Source organism: Shewanella sp. Isolate11, from assembly GCF_022398315.1.
Classification (GTDB): Bacteria; Pseudomonadota; Gammaproteobacteria; order Enterobacterales; family Shewanellaceae; genus Shewanella.
This window is the reverse complement of the sequence record NZ_JAKEVF010000001.1, coordinates 37,304-53,581: the sequence shown is the minus strand read 5'-3', so window position 1 is coordinate 53,581 and position 16,278 is coordinate 37,304. Positions and strand designations below refer to the sequence as shown.

General features: G+C 44.5%; 13 protein-coding genes. 11 read left to right on the top strand and 2 right to left on the bottom strand.

Annotation, left to right across the window (positions count from 1 at the left end):
- Positions 1-15 precede the first annotated feature (15 nt).
- Positions 16-2,292, bottom strand: coding sequence for a YgiQ family radical SAM protein (locus tag L1D21_RS00255; protein WP_239843210.1), 2,277 nt, complete (start codon positions 2,290-2,292; stop codon positions 16-18).
- A 231-nt stretch (positions 2,293-2,523) separates the two neighbouring features.
- Positions 2,524-2,919, bottom strand: coding sequence for an MAPEG family protein (locus L1D21_RS00250; RefSeq protein ID WP_239843209.1), 396 nt, complete (start codon positions 2,917-2,919; stop codon positions 2,524-2,526).
- A 140-nt stretch (positions 2,920-3,059) separates the two neighbouring features.
- On the opposite strand from L1D21_RS00250, the gene L1D21_RS00245 reads away from it, so the two are divergent.
- From L1D21_RS00245 to L1D21_RS00190, 11 genes are all read left to right on the top strand, one after another.
- The gene (locus L1D21_RS00245; RefSeq protein WP_239843208.1) at positions 3,060-4,280 is read left to right on the top strand and encodes a threonine/serine exporter family protein; all 1,221 of its coding nucleotides are present in this window, start codon (positions 3,060-3,062) and stop codon (positions 4,278-4,280) included.
- A gap of 178 nt (positions 4,281-4,458) precedes the next feature.
- On the top strand, positions 4,459-6,117 hold the full coding sequence (locus L1D21_RS00240; RefSeq protein WP_239843207.1) for a ShlB/FhaC/HecB family hemolysin secretion/activation protein: 1,659 nt from the start codon (positions 4,459-4,461) through the stop codon (positions 6,115-6,117).
- Between the two features lie 15 nt (positions 6,118-6,132).
- Positions 6,133-6,612 (top strand): TlpA disulfide reductase family protein, encoded by a 480-nt coding sequence (locus L1D21_RS00235; protein WP_239844151.1) that lies wholly within the window; start codon positions 6,133-6,135, stop codon positions 6,610-6,612.
- A gap of 3 nt (positions 6,613-6,615) precedes the next feature.
- The gene (locus L1D21_RS00230; RefSeq protein WP_239843206.1) at positions 6,616-6,831 is read left to right on the top strand and encodes a DUF4266 domain-containing protein; all 216 of its coding nucleotides are present in this window, start codon (positions 6,616-6,618) and stop codon (positions 6,829-6,831) included.
- Positions 6,822-8,120, top strand: a complete 1,299-nt coding sequence (locus L1D21_RS00225; protein WP_239843205.1) for a DUF3570 domain-containing protein — start codon at positions 6,822-6,824, stop codon at positions 8,118-8,120. Before L1D21_RS00230 ends, L1D21_RS00225 begins: the two co-directional genes overlap by 10 nt.
- A gap of 31 nt (positions 8,121-8,151) precedes the next feature.
- Positions 8,152-9,072, top strand: coding sequence for an FAD:protein FMN transferase (locus L1D21_RS00220; RefSeq protein ID WP_239843204.1), 921 nt, complete (start codon positions 8,152-8,154; stop codon positions 9,070-9,072).
- Positions 9,073-9,327: 255 nt separating this feature from the next.
- Positions 9,328-11,454: a TonB-dependent receptor gene (locus L1D21_RS00210; protein WP_275658870.1), complete on the top strand. Its 2,127-nt coding sequence runs from the start codon at positions 9,328-9,330 to the stop codon at positions 11,452-11,454.
- 69 nt (positions 11,455-11,523) lie between these two features.
- Complete coding sequence (locus L1D21_RS00205) at positions 11,524-12,588, top strand: PepSY-associated TM helix domain-containing protein (RefSeq protein WP_239843203.1); 1,065 nt, start codon at positions 11,524-11,526, stop codon at positions 12,586-12,588.
- Between the two features lie 582 nt (positions 12,589-13,170).
- Positions 13,171-13,785, top strand: coding sequence for a thiol:disulfide interchange protein DsbA/DsbL (locus tag L1D21_RS00200; RefSeq protein WP_239843202.1), 615 nt, complete (start codon positions 13,171-13,173; stop codon positions 13,783-13,785).
- A 12-nt stretch (positions 13,786-13,797) separates the two neighbouring features.
- Complete coding sequence (locus tag L1D21_RS00195) at positions 13,798-14,415, top strand: disulfide bond formation protein B (protein ID WP_239843201.1); 618 nt, start codon at positions 13,798-13,800, stop codon at positions 14,413-14,415.
- Positions 14,416-14,462: 47 nt separating this feature from the next.
- A complete protein-coding gene (locus L1D21_RS00190; protein WP_239843200.1) occupies positions 14,463-16,250 on the top strand; it encodes an aryl-sulfate sulfotransferase in 1,788 nt (595 codons plus the stop codon).
- Positions 16,251-16,278: the final 28 nt, after the last annotated feature.

The window sequence follows — 16,278 nt, the reverse complement described above, 5'->3', positions numbered from 1 at the left end:
GCTACTCGTTCTAATTTAACGCTTAGGTTTACTGCTTTGATGTTTGGGCGTGGTCCCCCAAGCATTTTTTACAGGACGTTTTGCCGTCGTCTTGTTGCTATTTTGGCTATGGTTAGATTTATTCTGACCTTTAGCCTGCGGCTTAGCTTTCTCCTGACGCTCATCGAACTGATTAGCAGAAAAACGTGTAACTGCTTTTTTGCCAGCAGCCGCTTTACTTGAGCCTTTAGGTCTATGCCCTTGACGCTCCTGACGGGTTTCTGCTGGCACTAAACAGTTAATACCACCACCAATCAGATGCGCCTTACCCATATTAATTAAGGCTTCACGGATTATTGGCCAACCCGCAGGATCATGATAACGCAGCAAGGCCTTGTGTAATTTGCGCTGACGCCCACCTTTCGGCACAGACACGGTTTCACTACTGTGTTTCACATTTTTAAGTGAATTCAGTTCGGTATGATAAATAGTCGTCGCATTAGCCATCGGTGATGGATAAAAATTCTGCACCTGATCCAGCTTAAACTTCTCACCTTTAAGCCATAATGCCAGGTTCACCATATCTTCATCTGTGGTGCCGGGATGCGCCGAGATGAAATATGGGATCAGATATTGTTTCTTACCCGCTTCTTTAGAGTATTTATCAAATAACTCTTTAAACTTGTCGTATGTGCCCATGCCCGGCTTCATCATCTTATTCAGCGGGCCCTCTTCGGTGTGCTCTGGAGCAATTTTCAGATAGCCGCCCACATGATGACTCGCCAGTTCTTTAACATAGCGTGGATCTTCCGTCGCCAAGTCATAACGCACACCCGAAGCAATCAATACCTTCTTAATACCAGGCACGTCACGGGCAGCACGATAAAGATCGATTGTTGCCTGATGGTCAGTATCTAGATGGCCACAGATCGATGGGAATACACACGAGAGTCGACGACAGGTTTTCTCGGCTTTTTCACTCTTACAACCTAAGCGATACATGTTGGCGGTAGGACCACCAAGATCGGAGATCACACCAGTAAAGCCGGGGACTTTATCCTGAATGTCTTTGATCTCTTTGATAATAGAGTCTTGTGAACGACTTTGGATGATACGGCCTTCATGCTCGGTGATCGAGCAGAAAGAGCAACCACCGAAGCAGCCTCGCATAATGTTAATCGAGGTCTTAATCATGTCGTATGCCGGAATTTTCTCCTTACCATAAGTAGGATGAGGCACACGCTGATAAGGCAAGTCGAACACGCCATCCATCTCATCGGTATTAAGCGGCCATGCAGGTGGATTCACCCATATAGCCCGTTCGGCATGAGGTTGGAACAGTGCGCGGGCACAACCCGGATTTTGCTCTTGATGCAAGATACGCGACGCATGAGCATAAAGGTATTTATCGCCAGCGACTTTCTCGTAACTGGGTAATAAAACGTAGGTATTCTCCCAAGGCTTAGGTCTTGGAGGCTGCACCGAGATAGGCTTGGGTACATCATTATCAAATACCTTTGCTTCGCTGGGACCAGACAGATTCTGACAACCGACATCGTCGGCACCATAAGGGTTAGGAATTGGATCGATCTTATGTAGCTGATCGATTTTACGCGAGTCCATGCCTTTCCAACCAGCCAATGGCTGTTTACGAATCACAGTAGTGCCGCGCACATCATGGATTTCGCTTATCGGTTCGCCCGAAGCAATACGGTGTGACAACTCCACCAGTGGACGCTCGGCATTGCCATAAACCAAAATGTCGGCCTTGGCATCGAGGATCACCGAGCGGCGCACCTTATCAGACCAATAGTCATAATGTGCGATACGGCGAAGACTGGCTTCAATACCACCAATCACAACAGGCACTTGTTTAAAGGCTTCTTTACAGCGCTGAGTATACACAGTGACGGCGCGATCAGGTCGCTTACCACCAACATTACCCGCAGTATAAGCATCATCATGACGTAGACGGCGCTCGGCTGTATAACGGTTGATCATCGAATCCATGTTGCCAGCCGTTACACCAAAATACAGATTAGGTTTACCCAGCTTCATAAAGTCGTTTTTATTCGACCAGTCTGGCTGTGAAATAATACCGACCCGAAAACCTTGCGCCTCAAGCATACGGCCAATCACTGCCATACCAAAGCTAGGATGATCAACGTAGGCATCGCCGGTTACAATAATGATGTCACAACTATCCCAACCTAGTTTATCCATCTCTTTCCGAGACATAGGTAAAAACGGCGCAGCCTTTTCAGTGCGACCTAGATACTTTGGATGGGTAAATAATGTGGATTCAACCTGCATGAATAATACTGCCTAACGTCCAACGAATAACCTATGACTAACGGGCAAAAGCGTTTTTGCTTTCCTACCTGTTAGTAAGTGTAGTTAATGGGATTTTATCTATGAAAAAACATGATCCCAATGCGCTTTCGTCACTATCGGCAAAACAAGCCAAATCGCGACATCAAAAGGACGCGGAGTATAACAGCCAATGGCTAATATATGCGAACAAAAAAGCAGCAACAACTCAAATTACTGCAGAATAAAAAAAGCAATATTGACCACGGCTAACTTAATCAGCACCGCCCAGGTAATTAACACGCCCCAAAAGCGTCCAAAGTGGTAGCCACCTTTACCTTGAATCAAGCCGATGGCATGTAATGTTCGTCCCAGCAGCCAACTCAAGCCAAACAGATGTAAATACAAAGGCGCCAAACCATTTAACTCAGCCATTAACAGTAATCCCATGGCGATGGGTGCATTTTCCATTAGATTGCCATGCACCCGATTGGCCAAGGTAATATCAGCATGTCCGCCGCTACCCAGCCCCACTTTGAGTTTTCGTCTTAATAACACCACTCGCAAGCTAAAATACACCACCATAATGGCAGTTAATGCCATATAAAACCCTGAAATTGCTACTGACATGTGTTATCTCTATCCTTAATAGTTTTTGATACTCTATGCTTTAGTCAAAAAATTTCCAAGCCATTAACTTATTTGGTAAAAGATAGGTTAATATGCGCGCATTCGAGCCCCCTGGGCTTTAGCACTCATGGACTGCAACATTGGATAACGAAGAATTTATAGAGAAGCGTCGCTTTATTATTAAGCTAGGTAAGGCGCTACATAAGTTTGGTACTCCAGCTTATCGACTCGAATCTCACCTACAAACGGTTTCCAAATCATTGGGAATCGAGGGCTACTTTCTAATTTCGCCCACCACCATGACCTTCGTGTTGCAACATGATACCGACCAAGAGTATAACCACCTTGCCCGAGTTCGCCCCGGTGACTTAGATCTTGGTTCGTTGGCTCGTACCGATGAATTAGTCGGTGAACTGGTTTCCGGCCAACGTACCCTGCAAGAAGCCCTAGATCGTTTAGAAGAGATTGCCAATAAACCTAGCCCATATGGCTCGCTGCTGACTTTACTGGCTTTTGGCTGCTCAGCAGGGGCTTTTGCCATGTTAATGGGCACCAGCTGGCATGATGTTTTTTGGTCTGCCATGTTGGGTTTGCTGGTTTATGGCTTAGTGTTTCGCGCCGAGCGTTCTAAACGCGTGGCTGAATCTCTAGAACCATTAGCCTCAATTCTGTGTGCTATTGCAGCCTGCGGTATTGCTTATTTTGATCCTTATATCAACATTCCGGTGGTGATCCTCTCAGGTGTCATCATTTTCGTACCCGGGCTCGCCCTCACCTTAGGCTTAGCCGAATTAGCCGCCCGAGATTTAATCTCAGGCACAGCGCGAATAATGGATGCTTGTATGTTGCTGTTTAAGCTCTATTTTGGAGCTATATTTGGCATGGTACTTGGCAACGCAATTTTCGGTGAAGCAATCTATTTTGAACCCGAGCCGCTTCCGCGCTGGGCAATATGGTCGGCTGTACCTATCCTTTCAACTGCCTTGGTGATCATCTTTAAAGCCCGTTTAAAAGATTCACCTTGGGGGATTTTTGCTGGGATCATCGCCTTCTTTTCCGCCATGCTAGCAGGCATTTATCTCGGTGAATCTATTGGTATTTTTTTCGGCGCCTTAGCTGTCGGCATTTATTCCAACTTATACGCACGCTGGATGAAGGCACCCGCTTCAATCGCTCTACTGCAAGGCATAGTGATTTTGGTTCCTGGCAGCAAAACCTATATCGGTCTCAATACCCTTATCCTAGGTGAGACCATGCTGAACCAGTCTCATATCGGCTCACAAATATTCCTGATTTTCATGTCATTGATTGCAGGGCTGATCTTCGCCAACGTTGCAGTACCTCCACGCGGCACCCTATAGCCCCACAAACATGCTGATGTCACCGGCTTGGTTACATCAGCGTTTACACAATTATAATCGTTACTTTTTCAGCCTTTATTCCCTTGACTAATCCCTACTAACAGTGTGTTATAACACACTGTTACATGTGTAAAAGCAGCACCTAAAAAATAACAAAAATATAAACTTGGATTGCTTTATGTCTTATGTTTCACGCGCAACTTTGGCCATATTGAGTTTGCTATTTTGTAAACTTGTTATTGCTCAAGAGCTTAAAGCGGAAGACGATGTTAGAGCTGGTAAGCAAGATACTGAAGTAAAAACTCAACCCGCCAGTAACATTGTCGTCGTTAGTCATGCCATTTTTGATGAATCGGATCCCGATGCATTTTTCATCCATCGTTGGGCGAACTATTTACATATCAACACCCGCGAATCAACCACCCTCAATCATCTGAGCTTTGAAAAAAACCAAGCGGTTACTCAAAAAGATCTCGATGAAGCCCAGCGTATCTTACGTAAAGAACCTTATATTCGAGATGCTAAAGTCAGCTTTGCAGAAGCCGACCCTGAAGCGGAAAGTGCCCCCGATGGCTCACAGAGCATCTTGGTCGAAACTTGGGATAATTGGTCGTTATTACCGACATTCAGTGCTGGTCGTAGCGGTGGAGAAAACACATTTTCTGCAGGTCTAAAAGAAGATAACCTCTTAGGTTATGGTATTCGCACCCGGCTTAAATACCAATCGGATGCCAATCGAACGGGTTATAAGCTGGCATTCAGGGTGCCAATGGACAGCTTGGCAAGGCACTCCACCCTATCGGTTAACTTTTATGATAACAGCGATGGCGAAGCCGCCATGGTGGACTTTACTAAGCCGTTTTACACCCTCGACGATACCAATATGTATTCAACGACTTATGTCAATGACTTACGCGTCGATACCATACGTCAGAACGGCATGGATATTAATGAGTTCGAACATAAAATTGATTACGCCAACCTACAATATGGTTGGCGTATTAATAAACAGGATGATTGGCGTACTCGACTATCTGTGGGGATAACCCAAGATAAAAACCAATTTGACAACATCGTTAGCTTTCCTAACTCACCATTACCCCAAGACCGTGACTTCCTTTATCCCTGGGTCAGCTTTCAATATCTACAAGATGACTTTCGGGTGCTAAACAACGTACACCTGATTAATAAAAACGAAGACTTTAATTTAGGCTGGCAACATTATATTAAATTAGGGTTTGAAACCTTAGACACAGGCGACAGCTCCCCTGTAGGTTATCACCTTAATCTGTTTTCATCTCGTGGATTTCAACAAGACGACCACCTGCTTATGTTGGCTCTCAAAGGCGAAGGTACCTTTGCCACCACCCAAGCCGATTATTTTAAGGCAACAGCCCTAGCAGAATATTTTTATCAAATCGCCCCCAAATGGACGGCTTACTCCAAAGTGCGCTTAAGTACCTCAAAAAACAACTATCTCGACCGCACATTTGCCATGGGAGATGAAACTGGAGTCAGAGGCTATCCCAACGATTATCAACATGGTGACAATCAATGGTTAGTGACAGCTGAGCTGCGTAATTACCCCAACCTGAATCTGTATCAAATAGCTGAACTGGGCTGGGCACTGTTTACCGATTATGGTCAAGCTAGTGGCGGTCCAGATCAAAATAACGAAACCACTAAACCTATTGGCAGCATTGGTATCGGCGCCAGAATCTATTCGTCACGATCCAGCTACGGTAATGTCGCCCATATCGATTTTTCAATGCCCTACAACTCAGGCGAACACGTCAACAGTTGGGAGTGGCGCTTTCAGGTGAAAAACCATTTTTAGCGGAGCAGAATAATGATGAGAGTCGTTTTAAGCTTAATCATACTGATCATGACCAGTTGGGTTCAACCCGCCAACGCTGCACCTTCGCTGTCACAATCGTTACAAAATGCTCAAGGTGAAAACGTCACCTTAGAACAATACCAAGGCAAGGTGGTTTATGTGGATTTTTGGGCATCCTGGTGCGGCCCTTGCCGTAAATCATTTCCTTGGATGAATGCCATGCACGCGAAATATGCCGCTCAAGGCTTAGTCATAGTAGCGATTAACCTTGATACCGATAAAGCATTAGCCGAGGAGTTTCTAACTAAACTTCCCGCCGAATTTAAAATTTATTTTGATCCCGAAACCAAAGCCGCCGAAGCATTTGACCTACAAGGTATGCCAAGTAGCTATCTATTTAATAAAAAAGGTGAATTGGTTCAAAACCATGTTGGCTTCTTCGAAGAGTATGCAGCGCAGTATGAGCAAGAGCTCGTAAGTCTGCTTAAGGAGTAACCCGTGAAGAAAACCCTACTTGCCATCCTCATTACCTGCAGCCTGTCTGGCTGCTCAAGCCTAGGTGTTCAGCCCTGGGAAAAAGATCAACTCGCGAGAGCCGATATGGCGCTTGATGCGGAAAAACTGGATTTGGCCCTCGATGATCATATCTACTTCAGCAAAGAGGGAACCAGTGGGGGTCGCGCGCTTGCCGGCGGGGGCTGTGGATGCAACTAACATCACATAAAAATATCGCCAAAGCCCTAGCAGTAGCCAGTTATGCCTTGGTGGGACAATCGGCGCAGGCGGTGACCCAAGACCCCAGCCAGGATGATTTAAAAGTCGATGCCGCAATTATGTATTACGGCGAGCAAGATAGAGTGCAAGCAGTCGAAGCCATAGGTAATGTACAAAAGTCCTTTGGTGATAAATCCCTACTGAATGCCAAAATCGTAGTAGATAGCCTAACTGGTGCCTCAGCTTCGGGAGCCGTAGCACAAAACAACAGCCAGACGTTTACCCGTCCATCAGGTAAAGGGGAATATCAAGTTACTGCAGGCGACACTCCACTGGATGACACCTTTCAAGATACCCGTTTACAACTCAGCGCAAACTGGAGTGAGATTCTAGCTCCGCGCTGGAAAGTGAACACTGGAGTATATGGTTCTAGGGAATTTGACTATACCTCTCTTGGCCTTAACGGTGGTGTCGAGCACAATTTTAATAAGAACAACACAACCTTAGCGCTTTCAGGTGGTTACACCTATGATATTGTCGACCCAGTAGGTGGACGCCCAGTAGCCTTATCCGCTATGGCACATCGAAGTGATTACCTCACCGAAGCCGCCTATCAGGCCGCATTCGACAATACTCGTATCGATAGCTCAGACAATAAAAATACCTTCGATGCCATGGTCAGCCTGACCCAAGTATTGAGTCGGCACTGGTTATTCCAGGCAAACTACAGCTTGTCCTCGGTATCAGGCTATTTGACTGACCCTTATAAAGTATTAAGCCAAGTCGATAATAGCGGCACAACATTAAATTATCTGTATGAAAATCGCCCCGACTCTCGACTCAAGCAAAGTGTATTTATGATGGCTAAAGGAGCTTTGCAAAAAGGCGTTATCGATTTTTCGTATCGATTTAGTAGTGATGATTGGGATATTCAGTCACATACCTTAGAAACCCATTATCGATACTATTTCTCTGGTAACTTCTATGGTCAATTACACCTGCGCTACTATCAGCAGCAGGCGGCCGAATTTTATACTCCGTTTTTGCTCGATAATAATCCACTACCTAAATATGCCAGTGCCGACTACCGCATAGGAGATATGAGCGCCTATACTTTAGGGGTAAAGTTCGGCCAACGTTTGACGGGCGGCAATGAACTGAGTTATCGCTTGGAGTATTACCAACAAACCCCCGACAATAATGGCACCGAGCTTTTTGGTCAGTTACAGCAACAGCAACTGTTCCCAGAGGTAAAAGCCATCGTGGCGCAATTTAGCTATTCGTTCTAGCTATTAGTTTTTAGAACAAGGCAGCAGTAACATGTCTCGTCAGCAAGATAGCGTACAAGAGTGTCAACTTGAGCCCCGTCCCTGGGGCTTTATCGGTCACTTTTACTCAATGGCAAACCATTGCGAAATCCTGATCGATAGCCATAACGAGGCAATGGCTGAGGCGATATTGATAACAGCCATGAATGAGGCTAAACGAATTGAGGTCAAATATAGCCGCTTTCTGCAACATAATTACCTCTGGCAGCTGAATCACAGCGATAACCCATCGGTCACCATCGATGCCGAAACTCACCGCCTTTTGTGTTTTGCCCAGCAATGCTACCAACTCAGCGACGGCCAATTCGACATCACCGCCGGCCCCTTGATGCAGCTGTGGCGCTTCGAGAAGGGAGCTAAAACCCCACTTCCCTCAGATAAAGCGATCCAAGCCGCTAAAGCCTTTATCGGTTTTTCCGCGCTGCAGTTTGACGCCAGCAGCTTAACCCTGCCGAAAGGAATGAGTTTAGACTTTGGCGGCATAGCCAAAGAGTACGCGGTCGACAGCGCTGCAAGCCTAATCGCTCAGCGCTGGCCACAGGTTTCGGTACTGGTCAATTTTGGTGGTGATATTGCCTGCCCCGTTGCTAAAACGCTTCCAAGCCAGCCGTGGCAAGTCGGCATTGAAAACCCCTATGCCCTAGATCAAGCGGCTGCACTGCTAGAAATTCGCCAGGGTGCTCTCGCCACCAGCGGTGATACTCGCCGCTATATCAAACACAACGGCAAACTTTACGGCCACATTATCAATCCCTTTACTGGCTATCCAGTTGAAGCTGCGCCGCGCTCAGTTACCGTACTCGCACCAAACTGCTTAATGGCCGGAATGTTATCGACCATGGCCATGTTACAAGGACCCGACGCTGAAATATTCTTATCGAATCAAGGAGTGGACTTTAAAGTATTCAGATAATAATGAACGAACAGCAACTAGCCTTACTCCCTATTCACAGCAAATAATACTTCAGCGACTCCCCTGATCTCATTTGAGGAGACATCCTCAGAATTTGTTAACAAAAAGTGACTTCGATCACCAAAGTTCTCCTTTTTCAGTACATCCTCTAATTTAGTTTAACCATAATACAAATACCTATTGAAATAATATTGATTCTCATTTACATTTCGGTTCATAAAAATATAGCTGTAAATTAGATTTTTAGGTGAATGTATGAACTTCAATCTGTCAAAACTTACCCTTGCCATTTTGGCTGGACAATTCATGGCCGGACAAGCCTTTGCAGAGGAGACAGAAACCACTCCAAGTGCAGAAAGTTACGAAAGAATCGTGGTCACCGCCTCTCGTGTTGCAAAACCACTTAGCCAAATTCCCAATACCATCACCATCATCGACCAAGCCGAATTAGCGCAACAACTGTCGCTGAATAATGATCTATCGACCGTGCTCGGCAATCTGGTTCCTAGTTTTTCCCCTAGTCGCCAAAAGATGACCAGTGCAGGTGAGAGTTTACGTGGCAGAAAACCGCTATACCTAATTGATGGTGTGCCTCAATCAAATCCATTACGTAGCGGCGGTCGTGACGGACACACCATAGACCCATTCTTAATCGAGCGAGTTGAAGTGATTCATGGTGCAAATGCCATTCATGGTCTAGGTGCTGCTGGCGGTATCATCAACTTAATCACCAAAAAGCCTAAACAAGGCTTAAATCAGCAGATCAAAATTGACACAGGATTTCAAACTGAAGACCTCGCTGAGAGTGGGGATTATGGCGTCAGCTACAGCTTATCGAACAGCTGGGATAATGCTGACATACTAGCGGCGCTCTCTTACCGCCATAGTGGTATGGCTTATGACGCTAATGGCAATCTGATTGGCGTGGATAATACTCAGGGCGATACCATGGACTCGGAAACCTTCGATGGTTTCCTCAAAACGGGCTATAACTGGGATCAACAACGTATAGAGCTAATGGTTAACCGCTATCAAATCGAAGGTAACAACAATTGGCTTTCGGTTGCTGGTGATGTTGATGCCGATATTCCAAGTTCGGCAATCGAAGGAAGCGCCGATGGTGAAGCGGCACAAAATGCGGTAACCACAGTCAGCCTAGGCTACAACAACGAAGATTTCTTCAGCCAAAAACTCTCTGTACAGCTTTTCCGTCAAGAATTCGAAGCAACTTATGGTGCAGAAGGCACTCCGCTTAAAACCTTCCAAGATCCGGCTTACGGTAGTGACTTAATTGACCAGTCTCAAAATAATTCAGAAAAAACCGGGATGAAAATTACTTTGGTCAATAGCCAGATGTTTGAGCTGCCTGTCGACCTGATTTATGGCTTGGACATGTTAAAAGACAAAACCTGGCAAGCATTGATTCAAACCGGACGTAGCTGGGTGCCACCAACAGAATATACCAACTATGCCCCCTATGCTCAGTTAGAGTTTGCACCTGACGCTCCTTATACAATTACCGCAGGTGTTCGTTATGAAAAGTCAAAACTTGAAGTAGATGATTTTACCACCCTAGCCTCATACGGCAGCCAATTTGTAAAAGGCGGTAACCCTGATTTTTCACAAACCTTATATAACTTAGGCGGAACCTATAAAGTTACCGAACAATGGCGCGTCTTTGCTAATTACTCTGAAGCCTTCTCTATGCCTGATGTCGGTCGTGTTTTACGAGGCATCAACACGCCTGGCCAAAGTGTAGAAACCTTCCTCGATTTGAAACCAATTTTGACTGAAAACACCGAACTGGGTATCGAATATAATGGAACAAACCTACAAGCGCAGATGGCTTACTACACCTCTGACTCTGATTTCGGCCAACGCTTACAACGTGGCGTTGATGGGATCTACACAGTAAAAAGAGAAAAAACTGAAGTCGATGGTGTTGAATTTCGCGTAAACTGGACCGTCAGTGATGCAGACCTTCTAGGGTTAAGGTTGGCTATTGCTGAAGGTCGATATGATTCAGACCAAGATGGTAAAGTCGATAGTGATCTTGGTGGCTCGAATATTGCGCCAAACCGAATCAATGCAAGCTGGGATAGATACTGGACCGATAGTTTGTCGACTCGCTTACAAGTAAATCATCTGCTTGATAGAGACCGTGAAGATAGTAATGGTGATGTAGTAAACCAGTTTGATGGCTACACCACCCTTGATTTAAGTGCCACTCTGGATGTTGTCGCTGGCGCGGTAACATTAGGCGTACAAAACCTAACCAACACGGATTACTACACCTATTACTCACAATCTAACCCAAATGATTTGCGTAACTTCAAAGGTTTAGGGCGTAGCTTTACCCTTTCTTACCAGTTAAACTTTTAATCAATTAGGCTGATTATCTAGCAGAGCTTCAGTTATAGTGAGGCTCTGTTAGATACAAAATATATAACAATGAAATCTGCAGTTTTTCGCTTACGCTTTTGGCATCGCTGGATAGGGATTTGCGCCTTATTACCACTCCTTATCGTGTCGCTAACTGGCACTATTCTGGTGTATAAAAAACCAATCATTCACTTTTTTGTCGCTCAGCAGGCGGCACTGCCTCAAGATTATTCGCCACAAAAAATTGCAACACAGTTAGATAACATCGCGCAGCTCGCTAGTCTGCAAAACGCTGTAAGAGCAAAAGCCCCCAACCAACAGGAGCCTTATTGGACTCTCACCGATCAACATGGGCAACATCAATTATATGCAATAGGCACCTTAAAACCTTACCAGCAAAATCTATGGCTGCTCGATGGCCTCAGTGTGGTGCACCATCTGCATACCGAGCTGCTATTAGATAAGACAGGTAAAACGCTATTACTATTGTCATCGCTATTGTCATTATTTTTATTGTTCAGTGGCGTGTGGTTGTGGTGGCCGGGGAAAAAAGGATTTCGTTGGCGCTTTGTAAAACCTTGGCCGATGAAAATGAAGATGATGCTGCAGTTTCATCGTCATACAGGTATCGTTGTCACTCCAGTCTTGGCCATCATCGTATTTACTGCAGCGATTATGATGTGGCAAAAAGTGGTTACGCCATTATTACCCGCCTTGCCACTGCGTTCCATCACTCCTGAGCAAGCTTTATCGCAGGACGGTTTATCTGCCACGCAAGCAATGCGGCTCGCGCAGTCACAATTACCTGCAAGTTGGCCGACTTATATTCGTTTTCCTCAAGACGAGGTCAGCCATTATCGCTTCCGCTATCGATTAAGCAATGAATGGCACTCCAATGGCAGAACCTACATCAATGTCGATCAAAGCTCGGGCAATATGGAAGCCACGGAGGTAGCCGATCAGCTACCGTGGCAATATCGCCTGATTAATCAGACATATCCTCTGCATTCAGGATATGGGATAAATGGCATATATCAGCTGCTAATTCTCTTAGCCGGACTCGGGTTAGCCTGGGTGTCAGCAACAGGTTTACTGAGTTATTTACGGCAAAGCTTACCAAGCAGAAGGAAATAAAACGCTATTAAAGCAATGAAAGGGATCCCCTTCTAAACAGAATCAGTATTTAAGTATCCGCTCGGCAGCCGAATTAAAATAGATGTACCCCGCTATGGCTGCTCGGTTTCCCATGCGCAATCAGCTCGCTTATCCCGTGTTAACTGGATGACTCTTATTACCCTTTCTATTCAATCTCACTTTTATCATGTACAACTCACGCTTACTTTCATGTCTGAAATCAAACTAAACCTGCAATGGCGTCATTCGATGCTGTCGCCTCAAGTTCAATAGCGGCAATAACCCTTTTTTTGCGAAAAATATTGAAAAAAGACACACATTGAACTCAAACATAATCAAAAAGCTGACATAAATCACACTTCACCATACCGAGTATCACTACAAGCAACACACATTTAGGCTGTCACGAGATCCTGATCACACTAACGATTGCCTGATAAGCAATAAGCCATTGCCCTCAGATCATTAATTCACCGCGTCAATTTCAATAAAATCTTTCCGAACCCAATTAATTTATCTAGTCCATCACAGAAGACATTAATCGTTTCGCTTAAGAGCAAACCAACTTCAAGGATATTTATCATGTTAAAAAAATTACTTACTGTAAGCACATTATTTCTATCTTTAGCCGCAACGGCTGGAGATTATAAAGAAGGCACTCACTACATTGATTTAGCTGATAAATCATTCAAAGCCGATAATCAAGTCGTCAAGATTTACTCGGCAAACTGCCCTTTCTGCTACAAGTATGAAAAAGCCGTTATGCCAAATATGATTAAAAATCTGCCCAGCGGCATGAGCTACGATGCTTACCATATTTCAACCAAACCTCCATTTGGCGAAGAAAAAGCCACTGTCATTGCTGTAGCAAAAGTATTAGGTGATACCGAATACAAAAAAACGAAAATGGCACTCTACGCCCGCTACCACGACAAGCATGAAAAATTCACTAACACCGAAGAAGTTTATGATTTTGGTGCAAAAGAGCTAAATCTGAGTAAAGCAGATTTCATGCAGAAAGCGGGCTCTCCTGAAGTAAAAGCGCTACTCAAAAAATGGGATGATGCTGGTGTTGAAATCGCAAAAATTCAAGGCATTCCTGCAATTGTAGTCAATGGTAAATATCTCATCAAAACCTCTTCAATTCGTTCAATGACCATGCTTGATGAACTCATTGCTGACCTTTCAAAGAAGTAATAGAGGCCCATCATGATTAATTTATCAAAAGCTTTCAGCGACTTAAAAACTTCACCAACTCAAACATTAAGTGAATGGCAAAACCAGCGCAGGGTTTGGTTCCTTATGAGTGGTGCAGCAGCATTTCTAATCTTATCTGCTATGGGCTACTTCCAGCTTTTCTTAGCAATGGATCCTTGTGAAATCTGCGTTTATATCCGATACAGCCAGTTCTGTATTTTATTTGCAGGCCTAATTATCGCCATAAAACCAACCAATTTATGGTTGAAAGTCATAGGTATGTATATCGCTTGGTATGGCGTACTTCAAGGTATGGCTTGGTCGATTGAACTAGCCGAGTTACACCACACCGCACACGCATTAGACGATGCCATGGCAATGGGTGGTGACCTATTTGCCGCTGGTGGTGGTGGAGCTGCTTGTTCAACAGAACCTTCATTCCCACTTGGTTTACCACTACATGAGTGGTTCCCATTTGAGTTCCAACCATCAGGTATTTGTGGTGAAGATGATTGGTCACTACTTGGTTTAAACATGGCTGAATACTGCATCATCGCTTACACCGTTTTCACTATCGGATTAGGCGCAGCAACTATCGGCTGGATCAAAAGTTGGTTCAATAGAAAGTAATTATTAAATAAGCACTCAATTTAAATTTTTTAAATCTTGGAGTTACTATGAAATTTACAAATATTGCTTTATTGGTCGCTGCTGTAAGCTGCGCAGGCATGGCCACAGTAGCAGAAGCGAGTTCATTAAAATCTGCACGAGGCATGGCAGTATATTCAACAGGTACCGAAGTCATTGGTACTATTTTTATGAACAAATATGGTTATGCACCTCTCACTGCGGTTATTGATATCCCAAGCAACCGTAGCCTATCCAATGTAAAAGTAACCGTACTGGGCAAAGGCGATAAAGGCGTTGATATCAGCTATGATGTCGCAAGTAATGAGCTATTACAGCATTCAGGCATTCCTGTATTCGGTCTTTATGCTGATTACCAAAATAAAGTTAAAGTTGACTGGAAAGAAGACGGTAAAACTCAGACTCATACATTCAATATGAGAACGGGTGGCATTAAATTTACTCCACAAGCAAATGCAAAAAGCTCATCTTTAGTGGGTGAAGTTAAAGTTGCAGCCTCTAAGAAGTTTAAAGATCGTCTCTATCTAGTTGATGGTTTTGGTGATGGTGCACAACGCTCAATCGTGACACATAACAACCCCCAAGCTGCTGGTGCTGGTCTATGGGATCGCTCTCCAACCCTAAGCATGTACGATACCAATGGTGATTTACGTTGGTATATGGATTACCAGGCTTTCCGTGATGCTAACCATTATCGTAAAACGGGTTATGTCATGGGTATTAAGCAAGTCGGCAAAGATCTCGTTTGGGGTGCTGGTCAGGCTTATCACAGAATGAGTCTGATGGGTGAGCATGTATATTCTCGCGACCTTCCAGGACAATATGCTGACTTCTCACATGATATTCATCATCGTCCTAACGGAAATATGATCATCCGTGTAGCGAAAAAAGACTATATCAACGAAGTGGGTGATCATGTAACGACGATTCGTGACCATATCATTGAAGTCGATCCGCAAGGAAAAGTCGTACATGAGTGGGATTTGAATAAAATCTTAGATAACACTCGTGACGTGACCTTACTAGGCTTAGATATGGGTGCAGTTTGTTTAAACGTTGATGCCGACCATGCAGGCCAAACTGCGTCTTTAGATCAGCTTAAGAATGCACCATATGGCGATATCCCAGGTGTTGGCGCTGGTCGTAACTGGGCACACGTAAACTCTGTTGCGTACGATGAAAATGATGATTCTATTATTCTTTCATTACGTCACCAATCTGCCAACATCAAGATTGGTAAAGATAATGAAGTTAAATGGATCTTAGGTGCTAGAGAAGGCTGGAAAGGCGAATTAGCCAAAAAAGTACTACAACCTGTCGATAGCAAAGGTCGTAAGATTGAGTGTACAGCGAAAGGTAAATGTCCTGATACAGACGTTTTCGATTTCACTTGGACTCAACACACAGCTTATATCGGTAAAGATTCTGGAAAACGTAATTTCAACCTATTTGTACTAGATAACGGTGATGGTCGCTTCAACGAACAACCTATTATGCCTGAAGATAAGTACACTCGTGCTGTTGAATACGTTATCGATCAGAAAAAAATGACGGTTAAGCAAGTATGGGAATACGGTAAAGATCGCGGTTATGAGTTCTATTCGCCCGTGACGTCTATTACTGAATACTACCCAGATAAAGATTCAAACCTTGTTGCATCAATGAGTACCGGTCTTTATGCAGGTAAAACGATTGGTAAGATCCTTGAATTTGAGCACGGTGAAGACAAGCCTGCAGTCGAAATTTGGGTTCATGGCATGGCTCCTGGTGCACCAGGATACCGAGCGACAATCATTACTCCTCCATTTAACAAGTAACTCCTCGGATGTAAAAGCCATCGGACAG